Raw genomic sequence first — 20,691 nt, forward strand, 5'->3', positions numbered from 1 at the left:
GGCCCGTCGCACCGCCGCGGCCGCGGGCCGGCCGGATCACCGTGCTGCTGCTCGCGGCCGCCTGCGGTCTGTGCGTGGCCAACCTCTACTACCTCCAGCCGATCCTGCCCGAGCTCGCGGCGTCGCTGCACCGCACCCCCGGCTCACTCACCTCGTCCGTCTCCGCCACTCAGGTCGGCTACGCGCTGGGTCTGTTCGCGCTGGTGCCGCTGGGCGACGCCGTCGACCGCAGGCGGCTCCTCACCGCCCTGGTGACCACGGCGGCCGCCGTGCTCGCGGTGATCCCGTGGGCCGGTAGCGGCCACGGCGCCCTCCTCGTCCCGCTGTTCTTCCTGCTCGGCCTGGTGAGCGTCGCCGCCATGGTGATCGTGCCGCAGGCCGCCGGGATGGCACCGCCGGAGCGGCGCGGGCAGGTGGTGGGCACCGTGATGACCGGGGTCATCCTCGGCGCGCTGCTGTGCCGGACATTCGCCGGAGTAGTGGCGGAACTCGTCGACTGGCGGGCCGTGTTCTGGGGCGCGGCGGTCATGATGCTCGCCGTGTGCGTGACGCTGCGCCGCATTCTGCCCGCGCAGCCCGCCCGGGCCACCCTCACCGTCCGCGGCTACGCCCGGCTCATCGGCTCGCTGTTCTCCCTCGTCCGCAGCCGGCCGGTGATCGTGGAGCGCTGCCTGTACGGCGCCCTGGGCTTCGCCGCGTTCACCGTGCTGTGGACTGCTGTACCGCTGCGCCTGATCCAGGGGCCCTATCACTACGGTTCCGCGGCGATCGGCGCGATGGGGCTGCTCGGCGCGGGCGGTGCGCTCGGCGCCAATCTGGCGGGCAGGTTCGCCGACCGGGGGCGCCAGCGGGCCGTCAGCGCCGCGGCGTTCGCGCTCATCGCGATCTCGTTCGCCGTGGTGTCGGCCCTGTCGTCCTCGCTGCTCGTGTTCGGCGCGGCGATCGTCCTGATCGACTTCGCGGTCCAGGCCGCGCACATCTCGAACCAGACGACGGTCTTCGGCCAGGTCGGTGACGAGATGCGCAGCCGGGTCACCACGGTCTACATGACCTGCTATTTCCTCGGCGGCGCGGCGGGCTCCGCGCTGACGGGCCCGTTCTGGGCGCGCGGCGGCTGGCGTGACACCGCCCTTCTGGGGGGCGCCGCCGGTGCCTGCGCGCTGCTCCTGCTCCTCGGCTACGCGGCCGTACGCCGCGCCGTGACCTCACGAAAGGCGGCTGCGCTCACCGATGCCTGAGATATCCGTGCCCGACGTACCTGTTCCCGACGTACCTGTTCCCGGCATACCTGTTCCCGGCATACCTGTGGCACCGCGGATTCCCGCGCAGAACGTACCCGCCGCGATCACCCGCGACGACCCCCGCTATCGCTCCCTCACCAAGCGGTCGCGCAACACGCGCTTCACGGGCAGCCCGGACCGCGTCCATGTGCCACGCACCGCGGAGGACGTGCGCCGGGCGGTCACCGCCGCCGTCCGCGGCGGATCCCGGCTGGCGGTCCGCGGCGGAGGCCACGGCCTGGAGGGCTTGGTGGACGACCCGGCCGTGCGCACGCTCATCGACCTGTCCGAGCTGAACGACGTCACATACAACGCCGGACGGCGGGCCTTCGGCATGGGGGCGGGCGCGCTGCTCGGTTCTGTCTACCGTTCCCTGTACCTGAACTGGGGCGTTGCCGTGCCCGGCGGCACCTGTCCCTCGGTCGGGCTGGGCGGCTACGTCCAAGGCGGCGGCTTCGGCGCGCTGTGCCGGCGGCACGGGCTGATCGTCGACCATCTGGAAGCGGTGGAGGTCGTCGTCGCCGACGGCCCGGGCGAGGCGCGCACCGTGGTGGCATCAAGGGACCCTGCCGACCCCCATCACGATCTGTGGTGGGCGCACACCGGTGCGGGCGGTGGCAATTTCGGTGTCGTCACGCGCTATTGGTTCCGCTCTCCGGAGGCGGAGACGGACGCCCCGCAGGATCTGCTGCCCCGGCCCCCGGAGACGGCCCTCTTCGCTTCCGCCGAGTGGCCCTGGGAGTCACTGAACGAGCGGGACTTCGCACGGCTCGTCCTCAACCACGGCGAGTGGCACAGCGAGGAGGACGGCACGGACCCGGCGTACGAGAGCCTGTACAGCGCGCTGTACCTCAACCAGCGCGTGGTCGGCCGGATCACCCTCGGCGCGCAGCTCGACGGCTCGACTCCCGATGCCGGCAGGCGACTTGATGAGTACATCGCGGCGGTGGGCAACGGCGTGCGGGCCCCGTGCCGGGTCACCCGCACCGAGATGCCGTGGCTTCAGGCCACTCAGCGGGACGTGGAGAACAGGGGAGAACTGACGCGCTCCAAGAGCAAGGGCGCCTATCTGCGCCGACCGTATTCAGTCGCGGAGACCGATCTGCTCTTCCGGTATCTTGCCGATCGCGGATATGGCGGGCATACGACAGTGGTGCTGTTCTCCTATGGCAGGAAGGTCAACGCCGTGGACTCCGCGGCGACCGTCGTCGCCCAACGGGATTCGGTGCTCAAGAGCTATCTCGGAACGTACTGGACCGATCCCGCCGAAGACGAGCGGCACATTCGCAGACTCAGGGAGTTCTACCGGGAGTTGTACGCGGGGACAGGTGGAGTGCCCGTCTCCGACGCACGCACCGACGGGTCGTACATCAACTATCCGGACATGGATCTGGCTGATCCGCGCTGGAACACCTCAGGAGTTCCCTGGCATGCGCTGTACTTCAAGGGGAATTACCCCCGGCTCCAGCGGGTCAAGGCCGTCTGGGACCCGCAGGACGTCTTCCGGCACGCTCTGTCGGTACGAGCGTCCGACTGAGCCCCCGGCCGAGTGCAGCCGCACCCTGATCCGCTCCTCGACAAGATCGCGGAAGCGCGCGAGCAGGTGGCTGTCCAGGACTGGCTGGTAGACGACCAGGGCCGCGTCCGCGCCCGAGAGCCGCAGCTTCACATAACCGAGTTCGATCCGTCCGAGTGCCGGATGATCGAAGCAGCGTACGGAAGGGACGGGCGGGGCGAGATCGAGCCGCTCCCACAGTTCCCGGAATTCCGGGTACTCGCCCTGCAGGTCGTCGATCATCTTCGCGTATTCGGGACGGGCGAGTTGATCGGCGGCCTGGGCGCGGAACAGCGCGGCCGTCTCCAGCGCGTCCTGCTCCCAGTTCGGGTGCATTTCCCGGGCCCGCTCGTCGAACATCATCACGAGGGTGTTGCGGCGGCTCTGTTCCAGGGATTCGAAATACGGGAACAACGCACAGAATCCATGGTTCCACGCCAGCACATCGAAGCGGTGGTTGACGATGAAGGCGGGCAACGGGTCCTGGAACTCGAGGAACGTCAGATATTGCGCGGGAATGTTTTCCCTGGAGCGGGGCGGCTGCACCGCAGGCGGTAATTCACCGGCTAGCCGGAACAGATGCCCGGTCTCTGTCGAATCGAGCTGCAAGGCTCGTGCGAGACCATTCAGGACCTGGCTCGACACCCTGATTTTGCGGGCTTGTTCGAGCCATGTGTACCACGTCACACTAACCCCGGCGAGCTGGGCGAGTTCTTCTCTGCGCAGGCCCGGGGTGCGGCGGCGCCCATATGAATTCTTGATTCCAACGGCCCCCGGCGTAAGCCGTTCGCGCCGGTTCCGAAGGAAGGAGGCGAGTTCTTTTCGCTGCCGTTCTGTGGTTACCATGCTGCACTCCCGCTAGCATCATGATCCCGCTGGAGTTCGGCGGATTTCTCCAATGTACAGCCCGTACCCGCACTTGTGTGCAGAGGTCAGTGATCGCGGCGTCCGTCAGGGATCCACCTTTGGTGGAATTTTTTCGAAGTTTTTGCCCAGCTCATCGGTGGTAACTCCGCTTTAACGTTCGGGACGCCCGAGGTATCTCGCCGGCCGCAATGGATGTCCGGTACGTGGGGCGAGATTTTACGCGCACAGGAGTGTTACTCGCGGGTGTCCTGAGCGGGTGCGGCCGGCTTCGGTGCGGAGCTCGCGGACGGTGAGGGCACCCCGCTCGCCGGTGAGCCCGTGCTTCCGCCCGCCTTTTTGCTGTGCGACGGAGTCGGGGACGCATTGGGGACGCAAGGAGGGGTGGCCAGCCGCCGGAGGCCGGTACGCGGCGGTCGTCTGTCGTCGGTGCCGGGCCGGAAACGGTCCGTGCAGGGGGCTCTGTCCAGGCCCTCGCTCCGCCACCTCTGGCAGGCGGCTCGAGGCTGCCGAGAAACTGGCCTCGCGCGGTGCGCGTGGCGAGTTCGAGCAGGCCGCGGCGGCGCATGACGCAGGCAAGCGTGCCCGACGCGAGGCCTTCGAGTGATCACATACCTGCTCGACACCTCCGCCCTGTGGCACCTGTTCCGCACTCCCGGAGCATTGCCGCCCTGGGAGGGGCACATCGCAGTCGGGGTGTTCCACCTCTGCGAGCCGACACGCGCCGAATTTCTCTACTCGGCAACCAGCCCGTCCCACCGGGACGAGCTCGCGGAGGAGTTGGACGCACTCTGCCTGCTCTCTCCCGTTCCGAAGAACGCCTGGCGCTGGGTCGACACCGCCCAGTACAAACTGACCCGGCAGGGCCGGTATCGCGCGGCAGGAGCGATCGACCTGTTGGTGTGTGCGACCGCGGTCCACCACGGGCACACCGTCCTCCACGTGGACAACGACTTCGCGACGGTGGCCGGAGTACTCAAGGAACTTCAGCAGCGAGACGTACGAGCCTGATCTCTGGGGCCGGTCCACGTTGCATCGCGGCAGTGCATTCATGCCCAGCGGTGGCATTGGTGGCGTTTTCGCGTGGCGTAGGGGTGACGGCGCTGACCCCCGTCGGTTTCCTGGGACGAAGGACGCCGCAGGAGCAGGACGCACCACGCTCGGCCTGGGCGCCGCCCTCTTCGGAGCAGCCGCGAATCGGGAAAGCAGGGGTGGTTTTCAACGTAAGGGGCGGGCGCCGACGCCGCTTGTGTGTCATTCGAGCCTGACGGACTGGAGCCTTCCGTCACGCGAGCCACTTGCACTCCGCCATGACACGGCGAACGCCGCGAGTTCCTCGCTGAGACGCGGTCCCGAGGCGCGCGAGTCGGCAGGGCAATCCGCTGTCGACGGGTTCGGGGCCCTTTCCCGAGCCGGCGAGATGGTCCCGAATGCTTCCGTCCGGCAGTCCTTGGAGCCTGTGGATCACGGCAGGCTTTGGGTGGCGAACCGGGGCGCTGTCCAGGCCGTCTCCTCTCAACTCGCATCAGTTTCTCCTTTCTGAGGACAAAGCATGGACGGTTTCGTATGTCCTTCGTACGCTGGGCGTCGCTTTCGTACGGAAGACCGCATGCATCACCGCGGAACGCCGCTACCACCTGTACGTGCACGAACTCCACTCCGCGGACGCCGGCCACCCCCGGCGCGTCGCCTCACAGCGCCCAGCAGGAGGAAGAGTGACGCCACACAAGTCTCCGAGGCCCCGTCGCCACCGCCGTAGAGCACGAAGAACCGCCGGGTTACTTCTCACAGCCCTTTTCGCCGGCGGCCTCGTGGCCCCCGTCGCCGGCGCGGAGGAGGAGCCATTCGCGGATCTGCCGCCCCAGGAACCCGGCGTCACCCTCCGCGTCTTCGACATCCAGTCCCCGCTGAGTGAACTCTGCGACCTCAAGCCCGCTCAGACGCCCAACGTCGACAAACTGATCCCCACCGTCGACTGGTCCTCCACCGAGGGCTTCGGTTTCACCGACAACTTCGTGTCGCAGATCATCGGCAACGTCAATGTTCCCGCTGACGGTACGTACGCCTTCCGCCTGATCAGCGACGACGGCTCCCGACTCTTCATCGGCGACAAGAAGGTCATCGACCACGACGGACTGCACGGCGCCGAGCCCAAGGACGGCGAGATCACCCTGACTCCCGGTCACCATGCCCTGCACATCGACCACTTCGACCGCGGTGGCGGACAGCAGGTCACCCTCCAGTGGAAGCCGCCGGGCGCCGACGACTTCACCCTCGTCCCCAACTCCGTTCTCAGTACCGACGCCGACGTCGTCCGAGTCACCGCCCCCGGCCGCAAGGAGTGCGAGGGCACCTATGACACCCCCGGCGACGGCCTCCCGCTGACCTCGGTCAACCCCGGCTACACCCTCACCGATCTGCGCCCCGAGGGCTTCGAGCCGCAGGTCTCCGCGATGGACTGGATGCCGGGCGGCCGGCTCGCCGTGACCACGTGGGGCGGCAGCAGCGAGACGAAGGGCGAGGTGTACGTCCTCGACAACGTCACGGGTGACACCGGTCCTGAGAAGGTCACGTACAAGAAGATCGCCGACGGCTTGAGGGAGCCGATGGGGATCAAGTACGTCGACGGAAAGCTGTACGTCTCGGAGAAGCACCAGCTGACCGAGCTGTCCGACACCAAGGGCGACAACACCGCGGGCGAGATCCGCAAGGTCGCCGAGTGGCCGTACGGAGGGAACTTCCACGAGTTCGCCTTCGGACTGCTCTACGAGGACGGGCACTTCTATCTGAACCTGTCCGTCGCCATCAACAACGGCGGCGCGACGACCGATCCGCAGCCCGCCCCCGACCGCGGCACCACCATCAAGGTGAACAGGAAGACCGGAAAGGTCAGTTACCTGGCCGGTGGCCTCCGCACACCGAACGGGATCGGACGCGGGCCGGAGGGCGAACTCTTCGTCACCGACAACCAGGGCGGCTGGCTGCCCTCCTCCAAGCTGCTGCACATCAAACCCGGCCGGTTCTTCAACCACCACACCAACCCGGACGGCCCGTTCGACGACCGTACGGTCACCAAGCCGGTGCTCTGGCTGCCGCAGAACGAGATAGCCAACTCACCCAGCACGCCCATGCTCTTGAAGAAGGGGCCCTTCGCCGGGCAGATGCTCTTCGGAGATGTCACCTATGGCGGAATCCAACGCGCCGACCTGGAGAAGGTGGACGGTGAGTACCAGGGCGCGGTGTTCCGGCACACACAGGGCCTGGAGGCCGGCGTCACCCGCATCAGCACCGGACCGGACGGCGCGATCTACGCGGGCGGTCTGGGCGCCGACGGAAACTGGGGCCAGGAAGGCAAACTCCGCTTCGGCCTGCAGAAACTCACGCCGAACGGCAAGAGTGTCTTCGACATCAAGACCATGCGCGCCACCCGCGACGGCTTCGAACTCACCTACACCGAGCCGCTGTCGGAGGAGACCGCCGCGAAGCTGACGAGCGGCGCCTACTCGGTGGAGCAGTGGCGCTATGTCCCCACCCCGGCGTACGGGGGCCCCAAGGTCGACGAGGAGGTCCTCCCCGTCGCGGCGGCCCGGATATCCGGTGACCGTCGCAAGGTCCGGCTCACCATCCCCGGCCTGAAGACCGACCGGGTGGTGCATGTGCGCTCGCCGCGCCCGTTCGCTTCGGCCGACGGTGAGCAACTCTGGTCCACCGAGGCCTGGTACACCCTGAACGCACGCCCCGGTCCCGAGCAGCCCGTCACCTCCTACGACGCCGAATCGGCACGCCTGTCCGGCGGAGCGGACATCGACATCGAGCACGCCGGCTACACCGGCGGCGGCTTCGTCGACGGCTTCGGCGCCCAGGGCGCCACCGTCACCTTCGAGGTCGACGCACCCGCGAGGGGCAGCTACGACGTGGGCCTGCGCTACGCCAACGGCCCGCACCCCTTCACCGGCACGAAGACGCTCGGTGTCAGCGTCAACGGCGGACAGGCGCGGCAGACCAGCCTCCCCTCCACCGGCGCCTGGAACCGCTGGTCCACCCGCACCGAGCGGCTTGACCTCCGCAAGGGCCGCAACACCATCACGTACACCTACCGGCCCGAGGACACCGGCCATGTCAACCTCGACATGATCGACGTGCGCAGACCCGGCAGCCGTATCGACCTGTTCTCCGGCGGCAGCCTCGCCACCGCCTGGCAGCACACCGACGGCCGAAGCGCCGAATGGCCGCACACAGCCGAGGACTCCATCGAGGTGTGCTGCGGCGACATCCGCACCAAACAGTCCTTCGGCGACTTCAGACTGCACGCCGAATTCCGGGTGCCGAAGCTGCCGGACGACGTCACCGGGCAGGACCGCGGCAACAGCGGCATCTATCTCCAGGACCGGTACGAGATCCAGATCCTGGACTCCTTCGGAGTGGAGAAACTCGCCCCGAACGAGGCCGCGGCCATCTATGAGAAGAAGGCCGCCGACCTGAACGCCGCCACCGCACCCGAAACCTGGCAGACGTACGACATCGTCTTCCGCGCGGCCCGTTTCGACGCCGCAGGCCAGAAGACCGACGACGCCAGGATCACCGTGGTGTGGAACGGCAGAAAGGTCCACGACAACGTCGCGGTGGACGGCCCGACCGGCGGCGGCGATGCGGAATCGGCCGCGGCGGGCGCGATCCGGCTCCAGGACCACGGGAACAAGGTCCGCTTCAGGAACCTTTGGATCGAACCGGCCGACGGGCCGAAACAGGCCCCGAATTGACCAACGGCGTCCCGCTACCAGTGACGGCCCCTTCGCACGGGCTCGACAGCCCTTCCGGCGGCCGACTCCTCCGAGGCGGTGGAGGAGTCGGCCGTGGGGGTTCGAGTCACAGAGCTGTAGCTCAGTCGGGTAGCGGCTTCGGTCGCCGTGACGGTCCGACTTCGGCGAGCAGGTCCGGCAGGGCCGTACGGACCTCGTGCTCGCGTCCTGCTACCGGTCGTGGAGCACTTTGGGGCGGGTGACGGGGACGACGGCGAGGAGGTCGTCCAGGCCTTTGAAGTCGTCGGGGTTGGTGGTGAAGAGGGGGAGGGCTTCGGCGATGGCGATGGCGGCGATCATCAGGTCGGCGATGCGGCGCCGGGGTGTTCGGCCGGCGCTGATGACGGCGGCGCAGACGCGGCCGTAGATGCGGGCGGCTTCTGCGTCGAAGGGGATGGGGTCGAACTCGTTCTCGGCGCGCTGGAGGATGTCGGTGCGGCGCGCGCGTTCGGCGTGTTCGTCGTAGTCGTTCTGTTCGGCGTTGCTGCGCACATGGTGGGGGCCTGCGGAGAGTTCGGCCAGGGTGATGGCGGTGATGGCCATCTCGGCGGGCAACTCCTCGGGATTGATCCACTTGCGCAGGATCATGATGTCGGTGTCGAGGAGACCCTGCTGGTGCTCACCGGGCATAGGGGTCGTCCAGTTCCTGGTCGGCGGCAGCGTCCTGGTCGGCGCGGAAGGCATTTAGGGAGATGTCGGGGGCGGTGCGGGACATGGCGGCGAACTCGCCCCGGGGAACGAAGCGGCGCCGACGGCGCAGGGGGATCAGCTCGCCGATGCGGTGCCCGTCGCGGGTGACGGTGAAGGACTGGCCGTTCTGGACGGCGTCCATGATCTCTTTGGATTTGGTGCGCAGGTCGCGCTGGGTGATCTCGGGTTGGGCGGCCATGGCTTCACGGTAGCCGGTGTGTGCTATTGGGTGCCACCTTGTAGCACGCCTACGCCGGTGGGTGCGGCGGGCGGGGACGTGCAGTCATCCAGCGGCTTTCCCGCTGCGGCTTGCGCGTCTCGGGGCGGCCGTACGTCCCACCGATGCCGCGAGCTTGCGCAGTTGCCGCCAGTCCAGGGGCGGATGGGTCTGGGGTATACCTGGACGCTGTCGGGGAACGCGGACGCGCAGCTTGCCGGGTGCGATGCGGCAGTGCACGGGTGTGGGAAGGACCGTGGCCTCGCCGTCGAGGCCGACCTCGATCTCCGTACGGTCGGCGTCGACGACCACTTCGCGGGCGGTCACGACCGTGAGTCCGTCCGGCTCCGGGTCCAGCAGGAGCCCGGCCGCCTCGGCCGCACTGTCCACCCTGATGCCCAGGACGCCGAGCAGCCCGGTGTCGAGTCGTTCGCGGCGGCCGAGACCTGTCGGATCTGCCGTGCCATAGGGGTTGTTGCTCACGAGGACGGCCTGCGGGGCGGTGAGCGTGGTGTCCGCGGCGCGCGCGGTCAGTTCTGCTCCGCGTTGGCGAGTGAGCAGGTCGGGCAGCAGGTCCCAGATGGTGCCGATCTTGTCGTCGCGGTAGGCGGGGCTCTGGATGACTGCCGCGTACGCGCCGAAGGAGGCGTTGTTGACGAAGGGGTGCTCTCCGGCGAAGCCGAGGTCCACGTGGAGTTCCACGCCGTCGGTGAGGGCGTCGAGGCAGGCGGCGGGGTCTTCGCGGTTCAGGCCGAGATCCATCGCGAAGTGGTTGCGGGTGCCGGCGCTGATGACGAGGAACGGTACGTCGTGTTCGGCGGCGACGGCAGCGATGAGCGCCTGGGTGCCGTCGCCGCCCGCGACACCCAGCAGATCGGCGCCGTCCGCGACGGCCGACCGGGCCAGCGCGGCGACGTCCTGGTGCTGCTCCGGGTCGAGCAGGACGACGCGCGCACCGAGTCGCTCGGCCTTCTCCTTCAGGCCGAACACCGCCACCTTGCCGCCGCCGGAACGCGGGTTCATGAGGACGTACGGACGCTGGGGCGGGGCCGCCCTGCGCTCCTTCATGCCGGTGGACTGCTTCCGGGTGCTGCGCAGGGCGTAGCGACCTGCCCCGACCGCCACCGCCCACGACACCAGCGACAGCGGCAGGGCCCACAGGAGGGTGGTCGCGAGCAGGAAGACGACGGCGGTGGGGGCGGCCACCGCGAGCAGCGCCGCCGCCCAGCGGACGGGGCCGCGGCGGGTCAGTGCCCACCAGACGGCGGCCGCGGTGAGGGCCGCACCCGCGAGTACGGCCACGAGCAGCAGGACGCCGCCCACGCCGCCGTAGCCGAGGGGGAGCAGTACCGCGAAGGCCGCCGCGGCCAGTGCGGTCCGGGCCGCCCACCGTTGCGCGCGACGGTCCGGGGCGTACGAGTTCACAGCCATGGTCGCCTCCAGCCGCCTCCGGTCGTCGGCGGACATCCTAGATACGTGATCCGGTGATTCAGCGGCTGAGGGTGCGGCCGGCAGGCAGCCCGGGGCTGACGAGTCCGCTCTCGTAGGCGATGGTGACCAGTTGACATCCTCCCCCTCCTGAAAGGGGGATTCCCACCCGTGCGGGTTGAGGTTCACGGGCGCTCGCACGGCCGGTGGCCGCTGTCGCCACTCCGGCACCGGCTGAGCGCCGGGGGATCCCGCCCTGTCCTGCCGCGACGTTGGTTGCTGTGTTGGTGTCCGCGTCGCGGAGCCGGCCTCCGAGGCGATCGTAAAGCGGTTGCGAGGTCGGTGAAACCCTCTCCTCCCAGGCGGTCCAGGCGGTCCAGGCGGTCTCGACGGCGTGACCGGCGGCGACGATCCCGGCCGGGGGAACCCGTGTCACGGAGGCGGCAGCACGGCCGTAGCCATGAGCTCCCCCGACCCGCGGCCTGAGCGTGTCCCCGTACCGACGTACCGACAGGGGTGGCGGACGCGCGCGACCGGCGTTTCCTTACGACACGTCTGATCCCGTCCCGCCGCGGACGACGACGACGGAACTGTGCGCGTGGTGCAGCAGCGCCTGGCTCACCGACCCCAGGAGCAGACCGGTGAACCCGCCACGCCCCCGAGCTCCGACGACCACGAGTTGGGCGTTCCTGCTTCTCTCGATCAGCACCTCCCTGGCTTCGCCACTCGCCACCTCGCGCCTGACCGTGACATCGGGATGCTTCTCCGCGTGCCCGGCGAGGGCCTGGGCCAGCAGCCGCTCCTGGCTCTCGACACCGGTACCGGCCGGCACGTGATCCGGCAGCCATACGTGCATGGCGGGAGCCTCACCCGCAGCCGGGCCAGCCCCGCGTCCATCCGCTCGAGGGTGACCTGCTGACGGTCCATCGCCGCCAGCAGCACCTGCGCGGCGATCTCGGGGGGTTCCTCCAGTTCGCACAGCCCGGCGGGCAGCTTCCCGCGTTCGGCCAGGTGGGCGCAGATCTGCCGGGTGCGGTTGCGGATCTCCGCATTGCTGGCGTCGGTGGGCAGCAGCGTCCGCAGCGCGGTCCACTCCGCCCCGGTACGCCGGAAGGGGTCGACGGGCCAGGTGGCCAGGACGGCCGCCAGCAGGGCGCGCCGATGCAGGGCCAGGCGCAGGGTGCGCGCCGCGTACTCCTCGGCCGCCCGGCGCACCCGGTCCGACACGTACACCCCGGCGGCCGGCACGGCATTCCTGGCCCAGTTCAGGCGGCGCACGGCCATCCACCCCTTGGACGGCAACGGCTCGCCCCGCCCGTCGACCCCGGCGGCCAGCACGTCCAGCGAGGCCTCGTCCCACCGGGAGGCCACCAGGGACCGGGTCAGCTCGTGGCTCAACTGGGCGAGAAACCCCACCCGTTCGTGCAGCAGGGCCTGGCCGACCCGCTCGCCGCTGCCCTCGACCACGCCGCCGAAGGCGGTGCACGGCGCCGTCGCCATCAACCGTCCCACGCCCACCACCCCCTGCCCGCTCCCGAACGGGGCACATCCGTGCACCCAATCGGCCTAACGACCGACCCCCGCACAAAGACACGCACCCGGGCGACACCGCCCGAATCGCACAGGAAAACACAGCAAAACCGTCAACGGTTGAAGGCCTTGATGCGGTAGCCCGGCGGAAAGGCCTGTGCCACTCCGTTCAGCAGGCTGATCTGCCGCGTCCGCGGATCGTAGAAGTACTCGATGCTGAAGGTGGCCGAGTCCATGCCTATGCGCCGCATCACGCGCTCGGTGACGTCGTGGAGCTCCGCGATGACCGGTGGCGGCCGATCCGGGAGATCCCCTCGCGGATCTCGGCGACGGCCGCGCGGAACTCTTCTTCGTCCTTGACGCCGAAGGCGAGTTCGGAGGAGTACGAGAGGGCGGGCTTGACCCACATCGGGAACCCGACGTTCTCGGGCGGGCGCGGCGGCTCAGCCGCCAGGTCGACCCTGCCGAAGCGCGGGTGCCGGTCGGTGACCTTCTGCTGCTCCAGCCGGCTCCAGTACTTGTGCTCGCACCTGACCACCGACTCGAGGCTCGTGCTGCGGGTGCCGTAGCGCTCGCTCAGAATCGGGACGAGGGTGCTGACCGGGAAGTCCCAGTAGCCGACGATCGCGTCGACGCTTCCGTCGAAGGCGTCCAGCACACTCCGGGCCTTCTCGATCAGCGAGGGCAGGTGCACCTCCCCGAGCTGCAGCTCATCGATCGTCAGCAGTTGGTGAAAGCACAGCGACTCCGCTCCCGGTACCTGCCGGAGCGTCGGCAGGTTGGCCTCGTCGAGCCCGATCACGAAGACGTTCTTGACCTTCTCCTCAGGCACGGCTCTCCTTCCGGCCCACGACCGGCTGGCCGGTCTCCTGAGATCGTCGGAGTACCCCTTCGCGCGACGGTCAATCCGGTCCGGGCCGCCTCTCGTTCGCGGTGCGGCGGGTGCGACCGACCCCGGAGCAGGCCCTGCGGGCAGCCAGGGGCAACGGGAGCGGACACGACCAACGGGACGGCATCCTTCCCTGCGGACGACGCCGGTGCGACGGCCCGTCAGCGAACCGGCACCGACCGGCCGGCGAGAACAGTCGAAGCCGGCCGGTGTCGCCACCCGGCATGTTCCCCGGCCCCATGTCAGGCCGTGTGTTCGGGGGCTTTGGCGCCAACTGTTGTTTGGTGACGTGCCCATGGGTAACCCGTCCGGCGAACCGGAAGCAAGGAGAAAATCTGCCATGGGCATCATCGCGTGGATAGTCATCGGTCTGCTCGCGGGAGCCATTGCCAAGGCGCTCATGCCGGGCAAGGACCCGGGCGGAATCATTGTCACCATGCTCATCGGTATCGCCGGAGGCCTGCTTGGAGGCTTCCTCGGCAAGGTGATGTTCGGAGTCGACTCGATCGACGGCTTCTTCGACCTGTCCACCTGGATCGCGGCCATCGTCGGATCCGTCATCCTCCTCGCGCTGTACCGGCTGTTCACCAGTCGCGGACACGGGCGTGGACACCGGCGCGGACACGTCCATGCATAACAGGCCCGAGTAGCCGACGTGGCCAGGTGCACAACGAGATGAAATGAAGTACGCGAGCGCGCCCCCGTCTTCAGGCGGGGGCGCGCTCGTAGGCCTGGAGGGCCGTGCACTGGGCGAGTCGGTACTTTCGTCGCCGCAGGTGCGTCCAAGGAGGTTGCGGTGCGTCTCTACCACAGCCGTCCCACTGAACCCGGGTACCGCCGCCTGCGCCACGGACGCGGCTTCCGTTACCTCGACGTCCGGGGAGAGCCGCTGCGCGACGCCGGGGAGCTGGCCCGGATCCGGCAGCTGGTCGTACCGCCGGCCTGGCGGGACGTGTGGATCTGCACCCGGCCCAACGGGCATCTGCAAGCTGTCGGTACCGACGCCGCCGGACGCCGTCAGTACCTGTACCACCCGCAGTTCCGTGCCGAGCAGGAGCAGGCCAAGCACGAGCACGTACTCGACGTCGCCGAGACTCTGCCCGCGGTACAGGAGGCTGTCGAAGGGCATCTGCGCGACCGCGGGCTGACTCGGCAGCGGGTCCTGGCCACGGCCGTACGCCTGCTCGACCTCGGCTTCTTCCGCATCGGCAGCGACCGCTACACCGACCTGAACAACAGCTACGGCCTCACCACGCTGCTGCGTGAACACTCCCGCTGCCAGGCTGGTGCGGTCCTGTTCACCTACACCGGCAAGCACGGCAAGGAGATCGCCCAGACGGTCGCGGACCCCGCCGCCTGCCGTAGCCTCACCGCGTTGCTGCGGCGCCGGGGCGGCGGCGACCGGCTCCTTGCCTACTGGGAGGGGCGCGCCTGGCATGACGTGAGTGGTCATGACGTCAACGCGTACCTCAAGGAACTGGCCGGCCTGGAGATCACCGCCAAGGACTTCCGCACCTGGCATGCCACCGTCATGGCCGCCGTGGCGCTGGCCGTCTCGCAGCCTGTCGCGCGCAGCGAGACCGCCCGGCGCAGGGCCATCGCCCGTGCGGCGCGGGAGGTGGCCGGGTACCTCGGCAACACACCTGCGGTCTGCCGGGCTTCCTACATCAACCCGCGAGTGGTCGAACTCTTCGAGGAGGGCCTGACGGTCGCCGCCGCGCTGCCGCACCTCGGCGACGAGGGCGCCTACGGCATCCCCGCGACCCAGGGACCTGCCGAACGGGCCGTGCTGCACATGCTGCGGAACGGGCACCCTCTGAAGAGGAGTGAGGCGTACGCCTGCGCCGATGCCGCGACGGCACGTGCGCTGCGACTTCTTCAGCGTCTCGGCCGACTCGTTCGCGTGCTGCTCCACGGGTGAAGTCGCCGGCCGACCGCGTGGGCGGTCTTTCGCCCCGGAGGCGAAACTCCGTTCCCTGCCCTGCCCCGCAGGAGTCCAATGCGGAATCCCACGCTGACAGTGCGTCGCGGCGAGCTGTGCGGCCACCGCGATCATCTGCCCATGTGGGGTACTCGTTCGGCGGTGGAGCCGGACATGACGCGTCCGGCTCGAGCAGACGACCCGAGGAGGTACGGCATGCGGCTGAAGGACCACGTAGTGGTGGTGACCGGAGCGTCCAGCGGGATCGGGCGGGCCACAGCCGAGGCTTTCGCCCGCAAGGGGTGCGCCGTGGTGCTGGCCGCGCGCCGCGAGGAGGCGTTGCGGGCCACCGCCCAGGAGTGCGAGAAGCATCGCGGGGCACGAGCGCTGGTCGTGCCGACCGATACGACTGATGTCAGGGCGGTCGAGGAGCTGGCGCGGCGTGCCGTGGAGGAGCTGGGCCGGATCGACGTCTGGGTCAACAACGCGGCCGTCAACGCCTTCGGCCGTTTCGAGGACGTGCCGCTGGAGGATTTCCGCAAGGTCCTGGACGTCGATGTCATGGGCTACGTGCACGGGGCCCGAGCGGCTCTGCCGGTGATGCGGGGACAGGGTACGGGCACACTGATCAACATCTCGTCCGTCGTGGGTGCCACCTCTCAGCCGTACAGCCATCCGTACAGCATGTCCAAGCACGCCGTCCAAGGGCTCGGGTCGAGCCTCCGGCAGCAGTTGCAGGTGGAGGGGGTCAAGGGCATCCAGGTGTGCACCGTGATGCCCGCGACCATCGACACTCCGCACTTCGAGCAGGCGGCCAACTACACCGGGCGCAAGGTGGTCGCCATGCCTCCCGTCTACAGCCCCGAGCGGGTCGCCCGGGCCGTCGTGGATCTGGTTCGCCACCCACGCCGTGAAGTGGTCGTCGGCCCCGCGGGCCGCGCTCTGGTACGCCAGTCCCGGAGGACCCCCGGAATCGCGGAGCGGGCGATGGCACGACAGGCGGGCAAGACCCATCTGTCCCACGACGAGGAGGCTCCCGCCACCCACGGGACGCTGCACGTACCGGCCCCCGGGGAGGGGGCGGTGCACGGCGGCTGGGACGGACGGCGGCGGACCGCGATGCGCAGGACGGCTGCCGCTGCCGCGCTGGCGGGAGCGGCCGTGACCGCCGGGCGGCGGATGAGTCGTGGTCCGGTGGGTGCCCTGACAGGGCGGGGTGCCTGACCGGCACCCGGCCGTGTGCGGGTTGGAAACAGTTCCCGGATATGTAGGCCTTTATTGGCTATTTCGGGCAGGGTGGAGGGGTGTGGTCGGTAATGAATGATCCAGTCGACGATCATCTTCTGCCCTTCCCGTGCAGAGGGGAGCAGTTGTTCGCCAATCGCTGGCATGTGCTTCCCGGGGTATGGGGGCGGGGGTTAGCTTCGGCCCGTCGAGATCATCACAGGCGAGCGGGGGTGCACGGCGAGTGGGCAAGCGGGCGCGGGGAGCGAAGGGGCGGGAGCCGCGCCCTCATCGTGCGCTGTCCGCTCCGTTCGTGGTCGCCCCGCCCACCGGATGCCGCATCCGCACCCGCCTGCACCTCACCCCCGCCGACGCGGTCGTACTGCGGGCCGTCGGCGAGCACCTGGGCGCGCTGGCCGGAGCAGATCTCGCGGCGCGGGTGCGGATCGGGAACGTGCCCGCCGCGCACAATCGGCGGGCCGAGCGGAAGAAGGCCTTGACCGCGCGGTCGTCCTCCCGCTGGGCGGGATCGATCACCCGCACCAGCGAGGACCAGTACCAGCTGTCCCGGCGGGCACTTGATGCCCGTATCGGCTCCCTGCGCCGGGCGATCGCCACGATCACCTCCCGCCTCGCCGTCACACCGGGCGGCCGCGAGCAGCGCGGGCGCAGGTGGGTGCGCGGGTACGCCGATGACACCGAGCGGCGGGCCAAGCAGCAGCGGCTGCAGATCCTGCAGGGCCGGCTGCGCCGGGCGGTGCGGGAGCGGGAGGGCGGCCGGGTGCGGGTCACCCGGGGCGGACGCCGGCTGCTCAACGCCCGCCACCACCTCTACGACACCGCCACCGCCGAAAAGCCGCTGACCGCGGCCGACTGGCAGGCCCAGCTGGAGGGGTGGGGCACGGTCTGGTCGGCGCGGCGGATGTTCCTGACCGCGGACGGGGAGGCGGGGGCGCCGTTCGGGAACTACACCCTCAGCATCGACCCCGCCGACGGCTCCATCGCGATGGTGCTGCCCGATCCCCTGCGCCGGCAGTACGCCAACGCCCCGCGCGGCCGGTACGTGCTGGACGCGGCGGCCGTCTTCAGCCACCGGGGCGGGCCGTGGGCCGACCGGATCGCCGCGGGCGCCTCGGTGCGCTACGACATCACCTACGACCCGGCCCGCGGACGCTGGTATCTGGATGCCTCCTGGTCCACCACGGCCAAGGGCCAGACGGCCCCGGCCCTGGAAACGCTGCGGCAACATCCGGTCCTCGCGGTGGACGTCAACGCCGACCACCTCGCCGCCTGGGTCCTGGACCCCCACGGCAACCCCGTCGGCACCCCCCACACGATCCCCCTGCAGCTGTCCGGGCTGCCCGCCCCCACCCGCGACGCACGGCTGCGCGCAGCGATCTCCCGGCTCCTGCACCTCGCCCAGCAGCATGAATGCGCGGCACTGGTGATCGAGAACCTGGACTTTACTGACACCCGGGCCAGCGGCCGGGAGAGGCTGGGCCGAGGACGGCGCGGCAAAGCCTTCCGCCGCACGGTGGCGGGGATCCCGACGGGCAGGTTCCGTGACCGGCTGGCCGGGATGGCCCACCATGCCGGACTCTCCGTGATCGCCGTCGATCCGGCGTATTCGAGCAGGTGGGGTGCCCAGCACTGGCTGAACCCCCTGACAGAGCAGGCTTCCACCGCTTCGACCACCGCTGTCACGGTGCATCATGCCGCCGCGGTGGTGGTCGGCAGACGCGGTCTGGGCTGTACGGCCTGGCGCAGGAAAGACGGACCCCGCCAAACCGCTGCCACCACCGCCCCCCGGCGTGCTGAGGCAGCGGCCGTGCGACCGGAGGATCGCACCGGGACAACCGCCCCCACACCGCCGAGTCACCACAGCACAGGCCGTACGGGGCGGACAGCTCCGGCACGGACCTCGCGCAGCACCCCCGCGGTGCGTCAGACACGAGCGCGCCCACCCGGAAAGCACCCGACCCCAGGCCCCACCACCGTTCGGGGGCCCAGCATCCACGACCAGCTCACGCTGTTCGCAATGCCCGATGTGGCCAACACCGGCCAATCAACCTAGGAACGGTACCCGCCCACCATGGGCGACATCCTCGTGGGCACGTGCTCGTGGACCGACCGGATGCTGGTCGGCAGCGGCTGGTACCCGGCGGGACGACGGGACGCCGAGGGGCGGTTGCGGCACTACGCCGAGCGGTTTCCGGTCGTGGAGGTCGACGCCGCTTACTACGCCCTGCCAGGCGAGCGGAACAGCCGGCTGTGGGTGGAGCGGACACCTGACGGGTTCGTGTTCGACGTGAAGGCGTTCTCCCTGCTCACGGGGCATCCCACGCGGAGTGCGGTGATGCCGTACGGGTTGTCGGCAGACGCCCGGGATCCAGGAGCGCTCGACGAGGTCTGGGCGCGGTTCGCCGCGGGGATCACGCCGTTGCGGCGGGCCGGGCGGCTGGGGAGTGTGCTGTTCCAGTTCCCGCCGTGGTTCCGGCCCGGGGTGCGGGCCGAGGCGTTTCTGGCGGAGTCCGCCCGGAGGACAAAGGGGTGGCCCGTCGCCGTGGAGTTCCGGCATCCCGGGTGGTGGCGGGAGGGGCAGGCCGAGGCCACACGCGCGCTGCTCGCGCGGTACGGCATGGCCGCCGTCGCCGTCGACATGACCCAGACGCTTCCGTCCTCCATACCACCCGTCACACCCGTCACCTCTCCCCGGCTGTCCGTCGTACGGTTCCACGGGCGCAACGCCGCCTGGGGGACCGGGAGCAAGGAGGAGCGGTTCCGGTACGCGTACGGCGACGACGAACTCGCCGAGTGGCTGCCGCGGTTGCGCGCCCTTGCCGAGCGGGTCGAGCAGCTCCATGTCCTGTTCAACAACTGCTGCGGTGACGCCGCCGTACGGGCCGCCGAGTCCATGACGCGGCTGCTCGGACACCCGGTCGAGGCACGACCCCTACCAGCCTCGACGCCCTCACCCGGCCCAGCCCCGCAACCCGGCCCGGCCCCGCGCCACTGACCGTCGCTTGGCCCACCGCCCCGGTGCGGTCGCAGGTGTCTTCCAGCGGGGCGATCAGGCTCCGCCCGTTCTGCCGCTGAGCGGCCGCGGCGGTGTCCTACGTGGACCGCTCGAATTGCCAGGCGAAGAGGGCGCTCACCGAGCACCTCCGGGAACGGTCTCGTTGAGGAGTCGGCAGAACTCCTCCTCCAGGCTCGCGACCGGTTCGGCCAGTTCATACACCTCGACACCGATGGCCGCGGCTGTGGTCAGGATCGTCTCGGCGCCCGCCCCCTGGACGAGCACGCCATGTGCCGCCTCCGACCGGACGTCGCCCGCGGAGGAGGCGAGTTCGGCAGCCATGCGGGCGTCGTCGGAAGTGCGCACTCGCAGCGCACCCCCGGCGGGGCAGGAACGGCGGCGCAGAACCTCGACGGAGCCGGTGAAGAGGACCCGGTGGTGCAGCACGATCACGCGGTCGGCAGTCTGCTCCACCTCGGCCAGGTCACGGCTCGACACCACCACAGCGCGTCCCGAATCGGCCAGGCGGCTCAGGAGCGCACGCAGTCGGCGGATGTCAAGCGGGTCCAGACCGTCGGCGGGCCCATCGAGAACGAGAACACGCGGGTCACCGAGCAGCGCGGTGGCAAGGCCAAGGCGGCGGCGTATGCCCGGGGAGCAGGACCCGACCTTCCTCTCCGCAACATCCTCTGTATCGGTGATTGCCAGCACCTCGTCCACCCGGCGGACTGGGACAGCGGCTTCGGCGGCGGCCAGCAGCAGGTGCTGGCGGCCGGTGTGTCCAGGGTGTGCGCCGCCATCGTCGAATGCCACCCCCACCTGCCGGGCCCGGCTTGGGAGTCCCGCGAAGGGGCGGCCGAGGACGGTAGTGGTGCCGCAGTCCGGGGCCATCAGGCCGGCCAGTATCCGCAGGCAGGTCGTTTTTCCGGCGCCGCGCGGCCCGAAGAATCCGGTGACCTCGCCGAACTGTACGGAAAAGGTCGCATCCTCGATGGCGGTACGGGCGCCATAGCGTTTGGTCAGTCCGGAAAATGAAATAGCGGTTGTCACCTCATCGCCTCCTTCAGAATCACGGCCGACTCAGGAAAATGAATGCGTACTTTTCGCGGGGATCTTCGACCATCCGCTACAGGCTTTCTGAACGGGTGCGGTGGCGGCCTCTCCCGCAGTGACAAGGGTCATCGGTGCGACAGCCAGAACGGCAGGCAGAGCGCATCGGCGGAGGAAAGTAAGTTTCACTTCCATCCTCTCCTTCGATGACTTTCGGTGTGGCCCCGT

General features: G+C 69.6%; 15 protein-coding genes and 3 pseudogenes. 9 read left to right on the forward strand and 9 right to left on the reverse strand.

Annotated elements, in window-relative coordinates:
- The coding region (locus tag IEZ21_RS21355; RefSeq protein WP_189323529.1) for an MFS transporter at positions 1–1,238 on the forward strand (1,238 nt) is incomplete at its 5' end.
- Positions 1,231–2,745 (forward strand): annotated as a pseudogene (locus IEZ21_RS47725) (FAD-binding oxidoreductase); the annotation flags it as partial. The gene IEZ21_RS21355 and the pseudogene IEZ21_RS47725, both read left to right, overlap by 8 nt.
- Here IEZ21_RS47725 and IEZ21_RS21360 read toward each other — a convergent pair.
- Positions 2,695–3,681, reverse strand: coding sequence for a helix-turn-helix transcriptional regulator (locus IEZ21_RS21360; RefSeq protein ID WP_189323530.1), 987 nt, complete (start codon positions 3,679–3,681; stop codon positions 2,695–2,697). The pseudogene IEZ21_RS47725 and the gene IEZ21_RS21360 overlap by 51 nt on opposite strands.
- Before the next feature lie 621 nt (positions 3,682–4,302).
- Here IEZ21_RS21360 and IEZ21_RS21365 point away from each other — a divergent pair.
- Together IEZ21_RS21365 and IEZ21_RS21370 are read left to right on the forward strand one after the other, a co-directional pair.
- On the forward strand, positions 4,303–4,710 hold the full coding sequence (locus tag IEZ21_RS21365; protein ID WP_189323531.1) for a PIN domain nuclease: 408 nt from the start codon (positions 4,303–4,305) through the stop codon (positions 4,708–4,710).
- Between the two features lie 704 nt (positions 4,711–5,414).
- Positions 5,415–8,459 (forward strand): 3-keto-alpha-glucoside-1,2-lyase-like domain-containing protein, encoded by a 3,045-nt coding sequence (locus IEZ21_RS21370; protein ID WP_189323532.1) that lies wholly within the window; start codon positions 5,415–5,417, stop codon positions 8,457–8,459.
- Between the two features lie 210 nt (positions 8,460–8,669).
- Here IEZ21_RS21370 and IEZ21_RS21375 read toward each other — a convergent pair whose 3' ends face one another.
- The 6 genes and pseudogenes from IEZ21_RS21375 to IEZ21_RS21395 all read right to left on the reverse strand — a co-directional run.
- Positions 8,670–9,128, reverse strand: coding sequence for a type II toxin-antitoxin system VapC family toxin (locus IEZ21_RS21375; protein WP_189323533.1), 459 nt, complete (start codon positions 9,126–9,128; stop codon positions 8,670–8,672).
- Positions 9,118–9,387, reverse strand: a complete 270-nt coding sequence (locus IEZ21_RS21380) for a type II toxin-antitoxin system Phd/YefM family antitoxin (RefSeq protein ID WP_189323534.1) — start codon at positions 9,385–9,387, stop codon at positions 9,118–9,120. The genes IEZ21_RS21375 and IEZ21_RS21380 overlap by 11 nt, the downstream gene beginning before the upstream one ends.
- Positions 9,388–9,471: 84 nt before the next feature.
- Positions 9,472–10,836 (reverse strand): diacylglycerol/lipid kinase family protein, encoded by a 1,365-nt coding sequence (locus IEZ21_RS21385; protein WP_189323535.1) that lies wholly within the window; start codon positions 10,834–10,836, stop codon positions 9,472–9,474.
- Positions 10,837–11,377: 541 nt separating this feature from the next.
- The gene (locus IEZ21_RS21390; protein ID WP_373302267.1) at positions 11,378–11,629 is read right to left on the reverse strand and encodes a universal stress protein; all 252 of its coding nucleotides are present in this window, start codon (positions 11,627–11,629) and stop codon (positions 11,378–11,380) included.
- Positions 11,536–12,345 (reverse strand): hypothetical protein, encoded by an 810-nt coding sequence (locus IEZ21_RS47730; protein WP_246567989.1) that lies wholly within the window; start codon positions 12,343–12,345, stop codon positions 11,536–11,538. Before IEZ21_RS47730 ends, IEZ21_RS21390 begins: the two co-directional genes overlap by 94 nt.
- 188 nt (positions 12,346–12,533) lie before the next feature.
- Positions 12,534–13,195 (reverse strand): annotated as a pseudogene (locus IEZ21_RS21395) (ATP-grasp domain-containing protein); the annotation flags it as partial.
- 397 nt (positions 13,196–13,592) lie between these two features.
- On the opposite strand from IEZ21_RS21395, the gene IEZ21_RS21400 reads away from it, so the two are divergent.
- The 5 genes from IEZ21_RS21400 (at position 13,593) to IEZ21_RS21420 (ending at position 19,413) form a co-directional block, all read left to right on the forward strand.
- The gene (locus IEZ21_RS21400; RefSeq protein WP_033328509.1) at positions 13,593–13,889 is read left to right on the forward strand and encodes a GlsB/YeaQ/YmgE family stress response membrane protein; all 297 of its coding nucleotides are present in this window, start codon (positions 13,593–13,595) and stop codon (positions 13,887–13,889) included.
- Positions 13,890–14,048: 159 nt separating this feature from the next.
- Complete coding sequence (locus tag IEZ21_RS21405; RefSeq protein ID WP_189323537.1) at positions 14,049–15,173, forward strand: DNA topoisomerase IB; 1,125 nt, start codon at positions 14,049–14,051, stop codon at positions 15,171–15,173.
- Positions 15,174–15,389: 216 nt separating this feature from the next.
- Positions 15,390–16,397 carry an SDR family oxidoreductase gene (locus IEZ21_RS21410; RefSeq protein WP_189323538.1) on the forward strand — a complete coding sequence of 336 codons (1,008 nt, stop codon included), beginning with the start codon at positions 15,390–15,392 and terminating at the stop codon, positions 16,395–16,397.
- 313 nt (positions 16,398–16,710) lie between these two features.
- A complete protein-coding gene (locus tag IEZ21_RS21415; RefSeq protein WP_189323539.1) occupies positions 16,711–18,471 on the forward strand; it encodes a hypothetical protein in 1,761 nt (586 codons plus the stop codon).
- Between the two features lie 18 nt (positions 18,472–18,489).
- The gene (locus IEZ21_RS21420) at positions 18,490–19,413 is read left to right on the forward strand and encodes a DUF72 domain-containing protein (protein WP_189323540.1); all 924 of its coding nucleotides are present in this window, start codon (positions 18,490–18,492) and stop codon (positions 19,411–19,413) included.
- A 135-nt stretch (positions 19,414–19,548) separates the two neighbouring features.
- On the opposite strand, the gene IEZ21_RS47735 is transcribed toward IEZ21_RS21420, so the two are convergent.
- Entirely contained in the window at positions 19,549–19,887 is a 339-nt protein-coding gene (locus IEZ21_RS47735; protein ID WP_246567991.1) for a DUF8746 domain-containing protein, read from the reverse strand.
- 162 nt (positions 19,888–20,049) lie between these two features.
- Positions 20,050–20,463, reverse strand: a pseudogene (locus tag IEZ21_RS48865) (ATP-binding cassette domain-containing protein); the annotation flags it as partial.
- Positions 20,464–20,691: the final 228 nt, after the last annotated feature.

Origin of the sequence: Streptomyces flaveus (assembly GCF_014647675.1) — a bacterium.
Taxonomy (GTDB): domain Bacteria; phylum Actinomycetota; class Actinomycetes; order Streptomycetales; family Streptomycetaceae; genus Streptomyces; species Streptomyces flaveus.